This window comes from Sphaerisporangium rufum (assembly GCF_016863395.1).
GTDB lineage: Bacteria > Actinomycetota > Actinomycetes > Streptosporangiales > Streptosporangiaceae > Sphaerisporangium > Sphaerisporangium rufum.
The window spans coordinates 17,068-34,528 of sequence record NZ_BOOU01000007.1 but is presented as its reverse complement, the minus strand read 5'-3'; the positions used below and the strand labels follow the sequence as shown (position 1 = coordinate 34,528).

Below are 17,461 nucleotides of genomic sequence, written 5' to 3'. Positions count from 1 at the left end.
GGGGGCCGATCGGCCCCCCTTTTCGCGCTTCAGGGTCAGCCCGGGTGGGCGACCTGGACCTGCTCCCACATGCCGGCCAGCACCAGCAGGCCGCGGCCGACCGGCCCCGAGCCGCTCGCCACGCTGCGCGGCAGCCGCACGCCGAACAGGTCGCCGTCGCCGGGCTGGGCGGGCCGCAGCAGCAGGCCGTTGCGCGACTTCTTCATCGCCACCACCGGCCCGCGGTACATCGAGTCGAGGTCCTCGACGCTGCCGGCCGCGATCACCAGGTTGCCGGTGTCGCGCAGCTCGCCCACGTGCTCGGTGACCCACTCGGCCAGGTCGCCGTCGTTGCCGAGCAGCTCCAGGTCGTCGATGATCAGCGCGTACCGCCCGGAGCAGGCGGCGATCGCCTTCTTCACCTCGTCCACCTCCGACTCGGCGGTGAACGAGCCGCGCACGCCCGGCCGGTCGCCCATGTCGCGCAGCGGGCCGCGCCGCGGCGAGATGAGCACCGCCTCGTAGGACCGGTCGAGCAGCCCGGCCAGCATGGTGCACAGCGCGGTGCTGCGCCCGGTCTTCGGCGGCCCGGCGATCACCAGGGCCGGCCCGTGCTCCTCGGCCCGGAAGTAGCGGACCCCGAGCGAGTCGCCGCCGACGCCGAACACCACCGCGTCCGCGGGCAGCGGATCCTCGGCCAGCGCGAGCGTCTCGGCCAGGTCGACCACCGGGGGCAGCGCGTCCACCCGGAACGGGCGGGCCGCCCGGGGCAGGTCCCCGGCGCGCGCCCGGGCGTCCCGGGCGATCTGGTGCAGCGCGGCCACCTGGGCGGTGCCGGCCGCGTCCTCGGCGAGCAGCGCCACCTGCGTCTCGCGCAGCCCGGTGCCGGCCCGGAAGCCGCGGCCGGGCGGCAGGTGCTCGGGGACGTCCTGGGTCTTCATCCCGATGTAGGTGTAGTCGCCGGGATCGGTGAGCTTGAGCACCAGGCGGTCGTCGAAGAGCGTGGAGATACGACCGACCAGCGTGCTGCGGTCGCCGGACATGACGACCTTGACCCCGGCGCCGGAACCCTCCTGGAGGATCTGCAGCCACTGGTCGATCAGCCGGCCGCCGTCGTAGGACTCGAACGCCGCGACGAACCCCTCCCACCGGTCGAACAGCACCAGGATGTAAGGCAGCCGCCGGTCGGCCGGGACGGCGGCCCGCTGCTCGCTCACGTCGGCGAACCCCTGCGCGGCGAGCGACTGCTGGCGGCGGGCGATCTCGGTGAGCAGCCGGTCGGTCAGCCGGCCGAGGCGGTCGGGGGAGTCGCGGCCCACCACCGCGCCGGTGTGCGGCAGCCCGACCAGCGGCAGCAGCGCGTTGTTGCCGCAGTCCACCGCGTAGAGGTGCACGTCTCGCGGATCGGTGTACCGGCCGGCCGCGCCGCCGACGGCGCGCAGCACCGTGGAGCGCCCGCTGCGCCCCGCCCCGCACACCAGCAGGTGGCCCGCCGCCGCCAGGTCGTAGGTCTCGACCTCCCGCCGCTGCAGGGACGGGATGTCGGCCAGCCCGAGCGGCAGCCGGGTCCACTCCCGCGCCGGCAGCTCGTCCAGGGTGACCTGGTCGGGCAGCGGCGGCAGCCACGGGCTCGGCTGCTCGGCGACGCCGAGCGCCTGGGCGGTGGCCGCGATGGTCTCCACCAGGACCGCCAGGTCGGTGACCATGGTCGACTCGTCACCGTCCTCGTCCGGCGCGGCCGGCAGCGGCGTGCCGAGGCCCCGCCAGCCGAGCGGCACCACCCGGACGGAGGCGGGTCTCCGGCTGCCGTCCCCGGGGCGCCGGCCGCCGATCCGGGCGGACTGTACCGGCGCGGGGGCGGCGGCGCCGGACCGCACATAACACCGGCCCGGCGTGGTCTTGGAGATGGTCGCCGCGACCGGGGTGTTGATGACGTCGGTCGACTCGCCGGAGCTGGTCACCCGCAACGAGATGCGCAGGTTGGTGTTGGCGGCGATGTCCGGGGTCACCACGCCCGCCGGGCGCTGGGTGGCCAGGAGCAGGTGCACGCCGAGCGAGCGGCCGCGGCGGGCGATGTCCACCAGGCCGACCACGAAGTCCGGCAGCTCCTGGACCATGGCGGCGAACTCGTCGATCACCAGCAGCAGCCGCGGCATCGACGGCAGGACGGTGCCGGTGTCACGCAGCTCGTTGTAGTCCTCGATGTCCTTGGCGTCGGCGTCCAGCAGCAGGTGCTCGCGGCGGCGCAGCTCGGCGGCCAGCGACTGCAGCGCCCGCTCGGTGAGGTGGCCGTCCAGGTCGCTGACCATGCCGACGGTGTGCGGCAGCCGGGCGCAGTCCTTGAACGCGCTGCCGCCCTTGTAGTCGATCAGCACGAAGGTCATCTCGTCCGGCCGGTTGGCGACGGCCAGCGAGGCGATCAGCGACTGGAGCAGCTCCGACTTGCCGGCGCCGGTGGTGCCGGCGATCAGGCCGTGCGGGCCGTCCAGCCGCAGGTCGATCGCGAACGGGCCGTCGGCCCCGATCCCGACGGGCACCCGGGTGGTCCGCCCGCGCCGCCAGTACGCCTCGATCTGGTCCGGCCGCGGGTCGGGCATGCCGAGCAGGTCGAGCAGCCGCGCCGAGGACGGGATGGCCGCGTCGGCGTCGTCCCGGCTGACGTCGCGCACCGGGGCCATCGCCCGGGCCAGCCGGTCGCACCAGGCGATGGTGACCTGGTCGGCGACGATGTCGGCGTCGGTGTCGGCCGCGCCGCCGCGCAGCCGGACATACGCCGGCCGCTCCCAGTCGCTGACCGCGACCGAGGTGCACTCCTCCGGCAGCAGGCGCTGGTCGTCGTCGACGCAGATCGAGTAGACGCCCACCGCCGGCCCCTGCTGGAGCACCTGCGGCATGCCGGGCAGGCCGCGCAGCGCCCGCGCGCCGTCCAGCACCAGCAGCACGTTGTACGGCCGCTCCACCGCGTACCCCTCGGCGACCCCGCCCCCGCCGCCGAACGGGGACGTGCCGAGGCCGGCCGCCGCACCCGGCGCCGGACGCCGTTCGTTGATCTTGGCGACCAGCTCGGAGACCCGGCGCGCCGCCGACTCCGGGTCGGTGCCCACCAGCGCCACGCACTCCTCGCCCTCGCGCGGCGCGCAGTGCGGCAGCCAGCGCACCCAGTTCCAGCTCACCGCCGCCTCGGCGTCGGCCGACAGCACCACGATGGCCAGGTCGCGCGGGCTGTGCAGGGTGGCGGCCTGGGCGACCAGCCAGCGGGCCAGCGCCCGAGAGGAGGGCCGGGCCCCGGTCAGGCCCAGCACGCCGACCCGCGGCAGCGGCACGCTCACCGGCACCGCGTGCGACAGCGGCACCGGGGGCAGCGCCTTGGCGTCCACCCCGTAACTGCCGTGCTCGGGCACCAGCTCGATGGCGGCCGGCCGGTCGGCCACGCCGAGCCGCAGGTCCAGGGTGTCGGCGTCGTGGATCCGGCGTTCCCACAGCCGGCCGCGCGGGCCGGTGCAGGTGAGCAGCGCCTCGGCCGGGTCGGGGAACTCGGCGCGCCGGTCGGCCTGGTCGGCCCGGCGCAGCCGCTCCAGCGCCTGGCCGAACTCCTCGCGGCGCCGGCGGTAGTCCTTCATGGCCTGCCGGTGGCGCTTGCGGCCGTACCGGCGGTCGCTCCACCACTGGGCGACCATGGTGATCGGGGTGAGCAGCGCCATCAGCAGGAACAGCATCTGCTGGAACACGATGGCCAGCACGACGCCGCCCACGGCGAACAGCAGGCTGGCCAGGATCTGCAGCCGCTGCCCCTCCTGCTGCTTGGGCTCGACCGGCACCTCGATGGTGCGGGTGCGGGGCGGGCCGGTCAGCCGGGGTGGCCGGTTGTAGGCCAGGCCGCCGTCCGGCATCGGGGTGAGGTGCGCGTCCGGCGCCTGGGGAAAGGCGAGGGTGAGCACCGAGGCCCCGGTGACGAGCACCCCGCCGGGCGGCCAGGGCGCCGGCCCGGCCAGCGCGACGCCGTCCAGCGTGACGTGCGCGCCGGCGGCGGGCGCCACGGTGACCTCGCCCGTCGTGACCTGGACGGTCGCCGCGAACGGCGCGGTGGCCGGGTCGTCCAGCGGCACGGTGGCCTCCCGGCCGGAACCGATCGTCGCGGCGCCGAAGCCGAGCCGGTGCACCGCGCCGGAGGACGGGCCGCTGGAGACCCGCAGCTCGGCCACTCCGGCCGGCTCGCCGCGGACGGTGGCGGCGGCCGCCTGCGGGCTGAAGGCGATCATGTCGCCGTCCCGGAGCACCTGGACCGCGGGCGCCTCGGGCGGCAGCGGGCGGCCGTTGGCCCACAGCTCGGTCCGCCGGGGCGCGCCGCCCCAGCGCGGATGCGGCACCACCGGGGCCAGGCCGGCCCCGGTGCGCACGGACTCCTCCAGCGACTCGGCGAGCCGGGCCACGGTGATCGAGTCGTCGCCGGTGGCGAGGATGTCGAGCGGACCGTGGCCGGTGAGCGCCGTGAGTGAGATGCGCATGGTCACTCCTACGCGCGGGCGTGCGCGGGCATGGCGGGACTCAGCGCCCGCGGTCGTCGCCGGGCCGGGCCCGGCCGGTGGTCTCCTGGTCGGCGCGCAGGTACTCCAGCAGACCCTCGTCCAGCCCGCCCGCCGGCCGGTCGGGCAGGAGTTCCTCGTCCGGGACCGCCTCGGCGTCCGGGTCGCCCGGGTGGGCGGCGGCGACGCTCACCCAGGTGACGCCGGGGAACGGCGGCTCGGTGTCCTCGCCCGCGTCCCAGACCGCGTCGGCGGCGTCGGCGTCCCCGGAGGTCCACCAGCCGGTCATCGGCAGCCGGCCGGTGAGCCCGGCGACCAGCGCGCGGGCGTCGCCGGCCGGGCGGGCGGCCAGCTCCGCCGACACCATCCAGGTGCCCGGGATCTTCCACGCGTACGACTCCGGCGCCGGCCGGCCGGTGACCGGCTCGGCCAGCGCGGCCAAAAGCGGGTCCAGCAGGGCGGCGGCCCGTGCCGCGTCCGGCGCGGTGACGTTCGCGCGCAGCGAGACCTCTCGCATCATCAGTTGCCCAGCCTTCCGGTGCCCCACTCGACGTTCAGGTGACTGCCGTCGGCGGTGAGCGTACCGAGGCCGCTCTTGCTGTTCTTCACCTGCACGTCCCATTCGCTCGGCGCGTCGCTGGTGCCGCGTCCGTGTCGCTTGCCCTTCTGCCACACGTTGCCGTAGGCATCCTCGATGCCCTGGTTCGGGTTCGCCTTCTTCGGGTCCCAGCCGCGCTTGGGGACGAAGGGGATCGGCCCGTCGACGGGCAGGCCCTTGGCGCGGGCGGCGTCCGCGATCTTGGGGTACTTGGCGTAGAACTTGGCGGCGTCGGTCTGTAGCCGGTTGACGACGCCGAGAGCGTCCAGGATCTTGCCGGGGTTGCTGAATCCGACGTTCTTGAGGGTGTTCTTGAGGCTCTCGAAGCCCTCCTTGATGGCCTTGGCGTGCGCGGCCAGCTTGCTCTCGTCGGCGATGTCGTCCGCCGGCACCTTGAAGAACGCCTTGAGGCCCGGGAAGTTCTCGATCAGCCGCAGGAAGGTCTTGACCGGCTTGGCGCCCGCGTCCCCGAAGTAGGGGATCATCGCCGCCATGGACAGCAGGGCGCCCTTCCAGTCGCCCTGGCCCAGCGAGATGACCCCGGACACGCCGTCGGAGATCGGCGTCGGGTCGAAGATGCCGACCAGGTCGGCGACCAGGCCGGCCGCGTCGGCGAAGGTCATGGTGCCCTGGGGCAGCAGCGGCCGGTCGTAGTCGCCGCGGAAGAAGCGCTCCACGACGTCGATGAAGGCGTCGTCGACCGGTTCGAAGGCGTAGTTCTCGCCGCCGTGCGCGGCGACCTCCTGGAAGATGCGCAGCGCCAGCCTGTCGGCGGGGTTCTGCCAGGTGTCGTCGCCGGGCGGGCGGGTGCGCTCGTAGGCCTCGGCGGCCTCCACGGTGGCGGATTTCATGAACCGGGCCAGCGGATCGCCCAGCTTGGGGTCGGTGGTGTTCACCCAGCCGAACGCCTGGCCGCGCATCATCGAGTTGATGCGGTCGAACTCCTTGCCGTACAACTCGCTGGCGGCCATCGGGTTGCGGGCCACCGCGTCCAGGATGTCGGCGGTGAGGTAGTTGCCGCCCGCCGCCTGGTCGGCCTTGAGGGCCTGCTGCCCGATCATGACCAGGGTGTCCTTGTTCCACACGCCGTGCTTCATCAGCGCGGCCAGGTCGTACAGGGACGGCCCGCCGCCCCCGCCGTTCGGGGTGAAGTTCTTCAGCCACGCCTCGTCGATCAGGCCCTGGTGGCTCGCCACCGCCATCAGCCGGCCGAAGGCGGCCAGCCGCTCGGCCGACCCCTCCTCGTCCCAGGTGCGCAGCCGGCCGGCCACCCAGGCGGCCTTCTCCGGGCCGAGCTGCTTGAGGAAGGCCCGGGCGAAGTCCGGATCGCTCTGGTACTTGCGGATCTGCTCCCAGGCGTCGTCGGGGAACCCGCCCGGCTTCTGGTACTCACCGGCCAGCTCCTTGGCCTTGGCCTCCGCCTCGGCGGGACTCTTGAAGAACCCCTCCCACTCGGTCTGCACCATCGCCCCGGTGAAACCGAACTGGTCGTTCTCCTTCGACAGCTGCTCGGCCATCCGCTGCCGCCGGTTCAGCATGCCGAGCTCACCGCCGATCCACCCGGCCACCCCGGCCAGCGTGCCGATCGGCTTGGTGGACAACCCCACCCGGGAGAAGGCGTCCTTCAACCCCGGGACGTGCTCCTCCACCAGCCCCTTGGCACCCTCCAAATCCTTGATCATCGAACGCATCAGCACCGGGTCGATACCGGCGAAGTCACCACCGCCGTCGTCCTCGCGAGGAGCCATGCTCTGTGCCGTCCTCCCTACGTCCGCTACCGGCCCTGCAGGTCCATCCGCAGCATCTTGGCCTCGGCGGGGGAGCAGGTCTTCGGGGTGCGGGCCAGCATGCCGGACAGTTCGTCGTCCAGCCCGGCGAGCGCGTCGTTGTACGCCCGTCGCTGGTCGCTCAGCCGCCCGCCCCAGGCGTCGGCGGTCGGGCTGGTCCACACCTTCTTGCCGGCCATGCTGTTGGTCGGCTTGTCCAGCTTCTTGCCCAGCTTGTCCTGCACCTCGTGCACGCGTTGCCGCAGCTGCGTGAGATAGGTGTACAGGGGGTTCGGAACTTCCGCCACCCGGGCAGCATAACGCCCGGGTGTCGCCGGTGCGCTTATACCAGTCAAGTCACGAATTCGGTACGGAACACCTACGGAACCGCCGGGCCGCCCCGGCGTTCCGGCCCGCCGGTAGACCGCTCCATCAGGGCAAGGGGCGACAATTCCCTCGGCGTCCTCCATCACCTTGATCACTGCGGATAATCGGGCATTCACTGTCCGCCAGCACTAAAGCCCGACAGGAATACTGTTTCGAGGCTTATCCCGACGTTCCCCGGCCGGGGTGAGTAATCTCGGGAACGCCAGCAGTCTCCCCGCGTTCCGATCTGGAGTCCCCCACCGATGAGGGTCACCGAGCAATCGTCCTTCCGCGGCCCCGAGGCGCAGCGGCTCGCCGACCAGGCGCCCGCTCCCGGAGCCCCGCAGGGACGCAGGCTGCCCGTCTCGCCGCGCGAGCGCCGTCCCGCGCTCGCCGCGCTCGCCGTGCTGCTGATCATCGGCGGCGCCCTCATCACGACCGTGCTGTTCATCCAGAGCGGCGACCGGGTGTCGGCGATCGCGGTGGCGGCCCGGGTCGGCGCCGGCCAGCGGATCCCGGAGCAGGCGCTCAAGGAGGTCCAGGTCGCGGTGACCGACGTCCAGTACGTCCCATGGTCGGCGCGGGGCGAGGTCGCCCGGCACTACGCCGCCGTCGACCTGGTGCCCGGCACGCTGCTGAACGACGACATGGTCTCGCTCGCCTCCTCCGAGCTGCGGCCGGGCAAGGCCGTGGTCGGCCTGTCGCTCAAGGCGGGCCAGGTCCCGGCCGGCCTGCGCAAGGGCGACCGGGTGCAGGTCATCTTCGTCCCGGGCGAGGACGGCACGGTGAACGGCGGCAAGGTGCTCGCGCCCCGCGCCATGGTCAACTACGTCGGCGGCGGCGGGGAGAGCGGCACCGGCGGCACCACCACCGTCTCGGTGATCGTGGACACCGGCTCCGCGGCCGGGATCGTCGCCTACGCCTCGGCCGGCAAGATCGGACTGGCCTACCTGCCCGGACTGTCCGCCGACGGCGGCGCCGCCACCCCGGCGCCCTCCGGCACGCCCGGCCCCGAGGACTCCGCCACCGGCGAGCCCAGCGCCGAGCCCACCGGCCGCAAGTCGCGGCAGAGCTCGCCACCCCCCAGCGGGACGGGTGACGAGCAGGGCACCGGCCGGACCGGCACCCGGCAGTCGACCCGCTCGACCCCCGATCCCGGCGGGCAGGGCTGACCATGGCACTGATCGCGCTCGCCGCCGACAAGGGCGGTCCCGGCGTCACCACGGCCGCCACCGCGCTGGCCGCGGTGTGGCCGCGGCCGGCGCTGCTGGCCGAATGCGACGCGGCAGGCGGCGACCTGGCCTACCGGCTGCCCGCCGACGGCGGCCGGCCGCTCGACCCGGGCCGCGGCCTGCTCAGCCTGGGCGCCGTGGCGCGCAAGGGGCTGACCCTGCCGCAGATCAACGAGCACACCCAGCGCCTGGTCGGCGGCCTGGCGGTGCTGGCCGGTATCGGCAGCGCCGAGCAGGCGGGCGGCCTGACCTGGCTGTGGGAGCCGCTCGCGCAGGCGTTGCGGGCCATGCCCGGCACCGACGTGATCGCCGACTGCGGCCGGGTCGGTTCCTACCCGGCGATCAACGGCCTGCTGGCCGGCGCCGACCTGGTGGTGCTGTTCGCCCGCCCGCAGCTCGACCAGGTCGCCCACCTGCGCGACCGGGTGACGACCATGGGCAACATGCTCGCCGAGCGCACCCGCACCCCGCCCGCGCTGGGCGTCGTGGTGGTGGCCGAGCCCAAGGAGTTCAGCCGGGCCATCGGCGAGGTGCGCCGCGTCATGGCCGCGGCCGGGCTGCCCGACCTGGTGCTCGGCGGCCTGGCCTACGACCCCAAGGGCGCCGAGCTGCTGCGCGGCGAGTGGGGCGGACGGCTGGACCGCACGCTGCTGATCCGCTCGGCCCGCGAGCTCGCCGCCAACCTCCAGGCCCGGGTGGCGCACCGCGCCGCGACCGGGCCGACGCCGCCCGGCCCGCCGCCCTCCGGCCCGCCCGCCCACCAGCGGAGCGGCGCATGAGCGCCTCGCCGGTGGCCCAGATGCTGCTCATCCTGCTCGGCGGGGCGGCGATCGGCGGCGGTCTGTTCACCCTGGTCGCCTTCTTCATCGGCAGCCGGGGCCGCCCGGCCCGGCCGGACCGGTCGGAGGAGCTGCGCCGGCGGGCCCGCCGGCTGTCCACCCGGATCGGCATCGCGGTGGTGGTGGGCGGGATCGTCCTCATCGTCACCCGCTGGCCGGTGATCGCCATCGGCTCGGCCCTGCTGGTGCTCGGGTGGCACGGCCTGACCGGCGGCGCGGCCGAGGAGCGCGTCGGCATGCGCAACCTGGAGGCGCTCGCCGCCTGGACCGAGTCGCTGCGCGACACCATCGCGGGCGCCGCCGGGCTGGAGCAGGCCATCCCGGCCTCGGTGCGCGCCGCCGCGCCCAACCTGCAGCCGCACCTGATCGCCATGGTCGACCGGCTGCACACCCGGATGCCGCTGCCGGACGCCCTGCACCGCTTCGCCGACGACATCGACGACCCGTCGGCCGACCTGGTCATCGCCGCGCTGATCCTGAACGCCAAGCTGCGCGGGCCGGGCCTGCGCGAGGTGCTCGGAGCGCTGGCCGGATCGGCCCGCGAGGAGCTGGACGTGCGGCGCAAGGTCGAGGCCGAGCGGCGGTCCACCCGGCGCAGCGTGCAGATCGTGGTGGGCGCCTCGCTGGGCTTCGCCGCACTGCTGATCGTCTTCAACCCGTCCTACGTGAGCGAGTACCAGGGCCTGCTGGGCCAGCTCGTGCTGCTGGTGGTCGCCGGCTTCTTCGGCGCGGGATTCGCCTGGATGCGGCGGCTGGCCAAGTTCGAGAAGCCCGAGCGGATGCTCGCCCGGGTCGCGCCGGCGCCGGCCGCCGAACCGGGGGTGGCCCGGTGACCGCCCCGCTCATCGGCGGCGCGATCATCGGCCTCGGCGTCTTCCTGCTGCTGCGCGCGCTGTTCCCGGCCCGGCCCGGGCTCGCCGCCCGGCTGATGGCCGCCGACGCCGTGCGGCAGGGCGGCGGCGGGCCCCGGATCAGCGTGGTGACCACCCGCGAGGAGCTCAGCCCGCTGCGCCGCCGGGTCGGCGAGTCGATGGCCGCCTTCTACGCCGCGCGCGGCTGGGAGGTGCGCTCGGCCCGCGCCGACCTGGCGCTGCTCGGCCGGTCGTTCGAGGGATACCTGGCCACCAAGTGCCTGCTCGCCGCCGCCGGGCTGCTGGCCGCGCCCATCCTGGCCGCGTGGATCCCGCTCATGGGGTGGGACTTCCAGCTCTCGGTGCCGCTGTGGTCGGCGCTGCTGCTGGCGGGGCTGTTCTTCATGCTGCCGGACCTGCAGCTCAAGCGGGACGCCGCCAAGCGCCGCCGCGACTTCCGCCACGTGGTGGGGGCGTTCCTCGATCTGGTGGCGATGAACCTGGCCGGCGGCCGCGGTGTCCCGGAGGCGTTGATGATGGCGTCTTCTCTGGGGCAGGGGTGGGCGATGTGGCGGATCCGCGACGCGCTGTCCAACGCCCGCATCGTCGGCATCACGCCGTGGCAGGCGCTCGGCCAGCTGGGCGAGGAGGTGGACCTGGACGAGCTGCGCGACCTGTCGTCCGCGCTCGGCCTGGTGGCGGAGGACGGCGCGAAGGTCAGGCAGTCGCTGGCCGCGCGGGCCGAGACGATGCGCCGGCGCGAGCTGGCCGACATCGAGGGGCAGGCGGGGGAGCGGTCCCAGTCGATGCTGGTGGCCCAACTCCTGCTGTGCGCCGGGTTTCTCATCTTTCTGAGCTTCCCGGCCGCGATGAAAATGCTGGGATCATGAGAGGGGACGTGTCCCGATGAAGATTCTCGACTCGCCGATGGTCGCCTACCTGGTGGCCATCCTCCGGGTGCGGCTGGACCGCGCCCGTACCGCGCCGAGCCGGGGCGCCTCCGCCGTGGAGTGGGTGATCATCACCGCGATCATCGCGGGTGTCGCGCTCGGCCTGGCCACCCTGATCTCCCAGCTCGTCAAGAGCAAGCAGGCGGAGATCCAGAGCAACTTCGGCGGCGGCGGCGGTGGCGGTGGCGGTGCCGACTGACGTCTCGGCGCTGCGCCGCCGACTGCGGCGCGGGGACGGCGAGCGGGGCGCCTCGATCATCGAGCTGGCGTTGATCATGCCGGTGGTACTGGTGGTCATCCTGCTGATCGTCCAGTTCACCCTGGTCTTCCACGGCCGGCAGGTGGCGGACGCCGCCTCGCGGGAGGGCGCCCGGATCGCCCGGTCGGCCGGCACCGGCTCGGCCGGCTGGCAGGGCGCGGCGGAGGCCAAGGCGCGCACCATCGTGCGCACCGTTGGCCCGAAGATGCTGCAGGCGGTGACCGTGCGGTCCTGGCAGCGCGGGGACCAGCGCGGCGTGACGGTGGAAGGGGACGCCGTCGCGGTGGTCCCGCTGCTGCCCGGCATGTCGTTCCGGATCAGCTCCACCTTCGGCGGCCCGATCGAGTGCTTCCGGCCCGACGACGGCAGCGGAGGCTGCCAGTGAGGCGCCGGGCAGCCGCGACGGCCGGTGACCGGGGGTCGATGTCGGTGGAGATGGTGCTGCTCGCGCCGGTGTTCCTGCTCTTCCTGCTGCTGCTGGTCGGCGCGGGCCGGATCGTCGAGGCACAGGGCGAGGTGAACGGCGCGGCGCGGGACGCCGCGCGGGCCGCCTCGGTGGAGCGCGACTTCGGCGCGGCGCAGTCGGCGGCGAGCGCCGCGGCGGCCGCGTCGCTGGACGGCGGCTGCGGCGGGGCGCCGGGCGTCAGCACCTCCGGCGACTGGCGGCCCGGCGGCTCGGTGCGGGTCGAGGTCACCTGCCAGGTGGATCTGGGCAGCGTCGCGGGGTTCGGGTTCTCGGCGGTGAAGAGCATGTCCAGCACGGCGGTGGCGCCGCTGGAGCAGTTCCGCCGGGTGGACTGAGCCACGGTCCGCCGGATGTGCCGGAAGTGTTAGGAAATTGCAGGCAGGTTGTCGGGAAGATCGGCGAGAATCCGATGCGACGGGGGCCGCTACGGCCGGGGAGGGCTGCGATGAGATCGCCGGACGGCGAGCGGGGGAGCATCGCCGCGTTCACCGTGCTGTTCAGCATCGCCGTGCTGATCCTGGCCGGCCTGCTGGTCGACGGCGGCGGGGCCATCAACGCCCGGCTGCGCGCCGCGGACATCGCCGAACAGGCGGCCCGCGCCGGCGCCGACAGCATCGACGTCGACCACCTGCGCGAGACCGGCCAGGTGCGGCTGCTGGACGACGGCCAGGCCTGTGACAAGGCCGCCGCCATCCTCGGCCAGCACGCCGATCCGTCCGCCGCGCTGCAGTCCTGCGCGGTGGGCGGCGGCGGTCAGGAGGTCACCGTGTCGGTGACCCTGCGGTGGCAGGCATACTTCCTGACCATCATCGGCTTCGGCGGCGGGACCATGCGGGCCACCGCCACCGCAGGCCCGCGGACAGGTCTGGGATAGGGGACATGGCAACACCACCCGTACGCGTCCAGGGACGGTCGGCCACCGACATCCTGCTCGGCGTGCTCGCCGTCGTCGCGCTGCTGGCCCTGGTGGCCGGGGTGCCGTACGGGCTGATCCGCGTTTTCGGCTCGCCGCTGCCGGAGGGCGGGTTCTCGATCGAGGCGCTGACCCGGCAGGTCGGCGTGGAGACCATCATCGACATGCTGTCGGTGCTGGTCTGGCTGGCCTGGCTGCAACTCGTGGTGTGCGTGCTGGTCGAGCTGTGGTCCGGCGTCCGCCGGGTCGGGGTGCCGGCCCGCGTCCCGTTCGCGCGCGGCACCCAGGCGGTGGCGCACCGGCTGGTCACCGCCGCGCTGCTGCTGTTCACCGCCACCGCGGCGGTCGCGCCGATCGTCAGCGCCGTGGTGCCGGGCAAGGCCCCGGCCGCCACGGTGTCGGTCATCGACGCCAGGGCCGAGTCGGACGCGGGGACGGGCGAGGGGACGGGCGCTGCGGAGGCGCGGCTGACACCGGTCAAGAAGACCAAGAAGGTGTACGTGGTGCAGCCGCCGCGCGGGCGGCATCACGAGAGCCTGTGGGAGATCGCCGAGAAGTGCCTGGGCGAGGGCCGCAGGTACCGCGAGATCTACAAGCTGAACGAGCACCGCGAGCAGCCGGACGGCAGCAAGCTGCACATCGCCAGCCTGATCCGGATCGGCTGGGTGCTGGACATGCCGGACGACGCCACCGGCGTGCACGTCGTCTCGGTCGACGAGGAGCGCGCGGAGACCCTGGAGCGGCACCCCGGCAGGCCCGAGCAGTCCGACGGCCGCACCGACTACGTGGGCGGCCACGCGAAGGCCGACCGCCCCGACGAGCCGGGCACCGGGCGGCGGGCGCTGCCGGACGGCACCGGCGGGTCCGACGACGCGACCCTGGACGCCGACGCCGCGCGGGACCGGGCGCGCACCCCGCTGGTCCCCGACCGGCCGACGCTGGCCGACGGCTCCGGTGACGCGGTGCGTGACGCGGACGCGGCCCGGGACCGCGCGCGCACCCCGGTGGCCGCCGAGCGGCAGGGCGCCGACGACCCGCAGGCCACCCAGAACGTGCGCTGGTCGCGGCCGGCGACCGGTGATCCCGAGGTCACGGCGAACGTCCGGCAGCAGCGGGCCGTGGACGCCGGGCCGGACCTGGCCGCGATGATCCCCGACTTCGTCGCCGCCGGCTCGCTGGCCGCCGCCGGCCTGCTCGCGGCGCTCGGCCGCCGCCGCCGCGAGCAGCTGTGGGCCCGCGCGTTCGGCCGCCGGCTGCCGGTGCCCACCGGCGAGGCGGCGCTGGCGCAGGCCGCCCTGATGCTGGCCGCCGACGCGGCGGGCAGCCGGCTGCTGGACGTCGGGCTGCGCCACCTGAGCAAGGAACTGGCCGCCCAGGGGCGCACGCCGCCGGCCGTGTTCGGGGCCTTCCTGGCGCCGACCCACATCGATCTGTGGATCCACCCCGGCGACAAGGACGTGCCGGCGCCGTGGACCGCCGTGGACGACGGGCGGCTGTGGCGGCTGTCGGCCCGCGACGGGCACCTGCTCAGCGAGCAGGCGGTGGCCGGCGTGCTGGCCCCCTACCCGGGGCTGGTCTCCATCGGCACCAACGACGGCGGCCGGGTGCTCATCGACCTGGAGACCGCGCACGGTCTGATCAACCTGACCGGCCCGCCGGAGGTGGTGTCGGCCGCGCTCGCCGCGGTGGCGGTCGAGCTGGCCACCAACCGCTGGTCGGACCACATGCGGCTCGTCCTGGTCGGGTTCGCCCCCGAGCTGGCGATGGTCGCCCCGGATCGGATCACCGTGGCCGGCAGCCTGGCCGAGGCGCTGCCGGGGCTCGCCGCGCGCACCGAGGAGGTCCGGCGGGCGCTGGCCGCCGCCGGCACCGACTCGGTGCTCACCGGCCGGGCCCGGGGCGGCCAGGGCGAGGCGTGGATGCCCACCTACCTGCTGTCGGCGGTGCCGCCCACCGCCGAGGAGGCCGCCCGGCTCGCCGAGCTGGCCCGTACCGGCACCCGGCTGTCCTCCGGCTACCTGGTCGCCGGCGACGGCGTGCCCGGCGCGGTGTGGACCTGGGAGGTGGCCGCCGACGGGCGGGCCGGTGTCCGGGCGCTCGGCTTCGACGTGGCCGGCCAACTGCTGCCCGAGGCGCAGTACGCGCGGGTGATCGAGCTGTTCCGGGCCACCGGCGCGGGCGGGGTGCCGCTGCCCGAGCCCGAGCCCGGCGGTCCGGCCGCCGCCCAGCTGCGGCCGTCGTTCCGGCCGGCCGCCGAGGTGCTCGTCCTCGGCCCGGTGCGGGTGCTCGCGCCGCGGTCGCTGGAGGAGGGCCGCGTCCCGCTGTGCTCGGAGCTGCTGGCGTACCTGGCCACCCACCCCGGCGGGGTGCACCCGAACGTCCTGGGCGGCGCGCTGTGGCCGCGCGGGGTGGAGACCTCGGTGCGGGACGCCACCATCGCCCGCGCGCAGGAGTGGCTCGGCACCGACGGCGCCGGCCGGTTCAACCTGTACGCCGACGCCGAGGGCCGGCTGCACCTGGGGCCCGAGGTACGGGTGGACTGGCAGCTGTTCCTGGAACTGGTCCGCCTGTCGCGGCGCGACCCGGCGCGGGAGGCCGACATCCTGGAGGACGCCCTCACGCTGGTGCGCGGGCCGCTGATGGCCGGCCGCCCGGCGGACCGCTACGTGTGGGCGGCGGCCGACCCGGTGACCGAGGAGGTCACCGCCCGGGTGTCGGACGCGGCGCGGCGGCTGTGCGCGCTGCGCCGGGAGTCGGGGGATCCGGAGGGCGCGATCGCCGCCGCGCTGGGCGGCCTGCGGGTGTCGGAGGGGGACGAGGGGTTGTGGCGCGACCTGCTGCGCGCCGCGCACGCCACCGGCGACCAGGCGGCGCTGCAGTTGTGGGTCGGCACGCTGCGGCAGCGGGCCGCCGCCTCCCGCTACTGGGGCCGGCTGGTGCCGGAGACCGAGGCGCTCATCGAGGAATTGCTGCCTTCGCCGGTGCACGAACGGGCGGCTGGCTAGCATTCGATCACCAAATAGTGTGAAATATCGGCCTTTGAGGGACTGAAGATGCGGAAAGTAGCGGTGACCGGTTCGCTGGTCCTGGTCGTCGCCCTGTCCGCCGCGGCGTGCGCGCGGGAGACCTACACCTTCACCCCGAAGGGCCGTGCCCAGAACCGTCCCGCCGCCGCGTCGCCGGCCGCGAGCCCGGCCGCGAGCCCGGCCGCGGCGGACGCGCTGGACTTCCCCGACGGCTTCACCGTCGGCTTCCAGGCCCGGCCCGCCACCGGCGCGGGCGCCGAAGCCCTGGACGCCTTCCGCCAGGTGTGGCGGTCCTGGTGGTACGCCGTGGCGACCGGCGGCCGGGACGCCCGCTACCGGGCCCTGCTGTCCTGGGCGCCCGGCAGCCAGAACGCCGCCCTCGGCCGGGTGGTGACCGGGTGGGCGGCGGAGAAGGTGGTCCCGGTCGGGACGATCCGGGCCCGCAACGTGCGGGTGCACGCGGCGGACGGCGACCGCGTCACCCTGGTCGGCTGCGGCGACGAGTCCAAGGCCGGTACCAGGAGCCTGGCCACCGGCGGCGTCTCCTGGTCGTTCGGCCGGCAGAAGACCTCCCGTTACACGATGTGGATCACCATGCGACTCGAAGGGGACCGGTGGCTCCTGTACGCCTACCGGGTGCTTCCCGGCGATCATCCGGCGGCCAAGGAGTGTCAGAGATGAGAAGACTGCTCACCGTCCTCGCGCTGTCGGCGACGCTGGCCGCGGCGCTCGCCCTGCCCGCCGCGGCCCAGCCGCCGGGCGGAGGCTCCGGCGACGGCAAGAACTTCAGCGTGTACGTCAAGAACCTGGTGCGCCTCAGCGGCTCCGGATACAAGGGCGGCAGCCCGAACCTGCCGGTGGATTTCGACCCGCCGCACTGCTGGTACCAGCCGCAGTACACCTACGAGGAGATGCGCGACTGGGCGGAGCGGATCCGCTTCGTCTGGCACCACGAGGGTCCCGAGGGGCAGCGCGAGTCCCGCGACTGGTACGAGCAGATCCTCGCCGAGATCGCGCCGCACGCCGGCGAGCCGGGCAAGATCTTCTGGTTCCTCACCGACGACGGCACCGACGCGGGCTGGGACTGCTATATGAGCACCGACCCGTTCTGGAAGTACGTCGGGGCGCAGCCGCCCGCGGTCGCCAACGACAAGATCATCGACCCGGTGGACCTGGCACTGATCGCCCGGGCCAACCTCACGCTGCCCGACCCGGTGATCACCCTGAACCCGCCGCGCGGCCGGTCGTTCGTCGGCCTGGAGACCTGGGTGGGCGTGCAGGATCAGGGGGAGCGGGACGTCACCGCGGAGGTCGCCGGGACCAACCTCAGCGCCACCATCGTCGCCCGGCCGTCCCGGGTGGACATCTCGGTGCACGGCGCGGACGCCGAGGTGCACGACGGCCTGGCCCGCTGCCCCGAGTACCGCAAGGGCGCCGACCTGGGCGGAGCCTGCTGGGTGCGGTTCAACCGCTCCTCGCTCGGCGCCCCCTACCGGATCACCGTCACCCAGACCTGGGTCGTCACCACCAACGTGGCCGGCGTCACCCTGCCGCCCGGTGAGGTGTCGGCCGGGACGACCGTCATCATCGACGAGATCCAGTCCAACGTCACCCGCTGAGCCCGGCCCGCCGCCCGCCGGTCGCGCGCTCCGCTCGCGGCGGCCCCGGGCGAGGCCGGCGGCACCTCCGGCCG

General features: G+C 74.6%; 15 protein-coding genes. 11 read left to right on the top strand and 4 right to left on the bottom strand.

Annotation, left to right across the window (positions count from 1 at the left end):
* Positions 1-35 precede the first annotated feature (35 nt).
* The 4 genes from Sru01_RS02505 to Sru01_RS02490 are packed head-to-tail and all read right to left on the bottom strand — an operon-like array spanning position 36 to position 7,174.
* Positions 36-4,484, bottom strand: a complete 4,449-nt coding sequence (locus tag Sru01_RS02505) for an FtsK/SpoIIIE domain-containing protein (RefSeq protein ID WP_203982179.1) — start codon at positions 4,482-4,484, stop codon at positions 36-38.
* A gap of 40 nt (positions 4,485-4,524) precedes the next feature.
* Positions 4,525-5,022, bottom strand: a complete 498-nt coding sequence (locus Sru01_RS02500; protein ID WP_203982178.1) for a hypothetical protein — start codon at positions 5,020-5,022, stop codon at positions 4,525-4,527.
* A complete protein-coding gene (locus Sru01_RS02495; protein WP_203982177.1) occupies positions 5,022-6,848 on the bottom strand; it encodes a polymorphic toxin type 17 domain-containing protein in 1,827 nt (608 codons plus the stop codon). The genes Sru01_RS02500 and Sru01_RS02495 overlap by 1 nt, the downstream gene beginning before the upstream one ends.
* 26 nt (positions 6,849-6,874) lie before the next feature.
* Positions 6,875-7,174 carry a hypothetical protein gene (locus tag Sru01_RS02490; protein WP_203982176.1) on the bottom strand — a complete coding sequence of 100 codons (300 nt, stop codon included), beginning with the start codon at positions 7,172-7,174 and terminating at the stop codon, positions 6,875-6,877.
* A 321-nt stretch (positions 7,175-7,495) separates the two neighbouring features.
* Between Sru01_RS02490 and Sru01_RS02485 the strand changes: the two genes are divergently transcribed.
* The 11 genes from Sru01_RS02485 (at position 7,496) to Sru01_RS02435 (ending at position 17,387) form a co-directional block, all read left to right on the top strand.
* Positions 7,496-8,404, top strand: coding sequence for a hypothetical protein (locus tag Sru01_RS02485; protein WP_203982175.1), 909 nt, complete (start codon positions 7,496-7,498; stop codon positions 8,402-8,404).
* A 2-nt stretch (positions 8,405-8,406) separates the two neighbouring features.
* On the top strand, positions 8,407-9,243 hold the full coding sequence (locus Sru01_RS02480) for a hypothetical protein (protein WP_203982174.1): 837 nt from the start codon (positions 8,407-8,409) through the stop codon (positions 9,241-9,243).
* Entirely contained in the window at positions 9,240-10,136 is an 897-nt protein-coding gene (locus tag Sru01_RS02475) for a type II secretion system F family protein (RefSeq protein WP_203982173.1), read from the top strand. Before Sru01_RS02480 ends, Sru01_RS02475 begins: the two co-directional genes overlap by 4 nt.
* Positions 10,133-11,044, top strand: a complete 912-nt coding sequence (locus Sru01_RS02470; protein ID WP_203982172.1) for a type II secretion system F family protein — start codon at positions 10,133-10,135, stop codon at positions 11,042-11,044. Before Sru01_RS02475 ends, Sru01_RS02470 begins: the two co-directional genes overlap by 4 nt.
* A 16-nt stretch (positions 11,045-11,060) precedes the next feature.
* Positions 11,061-11,303, top strand: coding sequence for a hypothetical protein (locus Sru01_RS02465; protein ID WP_239136801.1), 243 nt, complete (start codon positions 11,061-11,063; stop codon positions 11,301-11,303).
* On the top strand, positions 11,293-11,748 hold the full coding sequence (locus tag Sru01_RS02460; RefSeq protein WP_239136799.1) for a TadE/TadG family type IV pilus assembly protein: 456 nt from the start codon (positions 11,293-11,295) through the stop codon (positions 11,746-11,748). The genes Sru01_RS02465 and Sru01_RS02460 overlap by 11 nt, the downstream gene beginning before the upstream one ends.
* Entirely contained in the window at positions 11,745-12,164 is a 420-nt protein-coding gene (locus tag Sru01_RS02455; RefSeq protein ID WP_239136797.1) for a TadE/TadG family type IV pilus assembly protein, read from the top strand. The genes Sru01_RS02460 and Sru01_RS02455 overlap by 4 nt, the downstream gene beginning before the upstream one ends.
* A gap of 110 nt (positions 12,165-12,274) precedes the next feature.
* Positions 12,275-12,703, top strand: a complete 429-nt coding sequence (locus Sru01_RS02450; protein WP_203982171.1) for an Rv3654c family TadE-like protein — start codon at positions 12,275-12,277, stop codon at positions 12,701-12,703.
* Between the two features lie 5 nt (positions 12,704-12,708).
* Entirely contained in the window at positions 12,709-15,747 is a 3,039-nt protein-coding gene (locus Sru01_RS02445) for a bacterial transcriptional activator domain-containing protein (RefSeq protein ID WP_203982170.1), read from the top strand.
* 48 nt (positions 15,748-15,795) lie between these two features.
* Positions 15,796-16,449 (top strand): hypothetical protein, encoded by a 654-nt coding sequence (locus tag Sru01_RS02440; protein WP_203982169.1) that lies wholly within the window; start codon positions 15,796-15,798, stop codon positions 16,447-16,449.
* On the top strand, positions 16,446-17,387 hold the full coding sequence (locus Sru01_RS02435) for a hypothetical protein (protein WP_203982168.1): 942 nt from the start codon (positions 16,446-16,448) through the stop codon (positions 17,385-17,387). The genes Sru01_RS02440 and Sru01_RS02435 overlap by 4 nt, the downstream gene beginning before the upstream one ends.
* Positions 17,388-17,461: the final 74 nt, after the last annotated feature.

Bases quoted from the DNA above. Each gene is read 5' to 3' on its own strand.
- Sru01_RS02505 (WP_203982179.1), bottom strand. From the start codon at position 4,484: ATGCGCATCTCACTCACGGCGCTCACCGGCCACGGTCCGCTCGACATC.
- Sru01_RS02500 (WP_203982178.1), bottom strand. From the start codon at position 5,022: ATGATGCGAGAGGTCTCGCTGCGCGCGAACGTCACCGCGCCGGACGCG.
- Sru01_RS02495 (WP_203982177.1), bottom strand. From the start codon at position 6,848: ATGGCTCCTCGCGAGGACGACGGCGGTGGTGACTTCGCCGGTATCGAC.
- Sru01_RS02485 (WP_203982175.1), top strand. From the start codon at position 7,496: ATGAGGGTCACCGAGCAATCGTCCTTCCGCGGCCCCGAGGCGCAGCGG.
- Sru01_RS02480 (WP_203982174.1), top strand. From the start codon at position 8,407: ATGGCACTGATCGCGCTCGCCGCCGACAAGGGCGGTCCCGGCGTCACC.
- Sru01_RS02475 (WP_203982173.1), top strand. From the start codon at position 9,240: ATGAGCGCCTCGCCGGTGGCCCAGATGCTGCTCATCCTGCTCGGCGGG.
- Sru01_RS02465 (WP_239136801.1), top strand. From the start codon at position 11,061: ATGAAGATTCTCGACTCGCCGATGGTCGCCTACCTGGTGGCCATCCTC.
- Sru01_RS02450 (WP_203982171.1), top strand. From the start codon at position 12,275: ATGAGATCGCCGGACGGCGAGCGGGGGAGCATCGCCGCGTTCACCGTG.
- Sru01_RS02445 (WP_203982170.1), top strand. From the start codon at position 12,709: ATGGCAACACCACCCGTACGCGTCCAGGGACGGTCGGCCACCGACATC.
- Sru01_RS02440 (WP_203982169.1), top strand. From the start codon at position 15,796: ATGCGGAAAGTAGCGGTGACCGGTTCGCTGGTCCTGGTCGTCGCCCTG.
- Sru01_RS02435 (WP_203982168.1), top strand. From the start codon at position 16,446: ATGAGAAGACTGCTCACCGTCCTCGCGCTGTCGGCGACGCTGGCCGCG.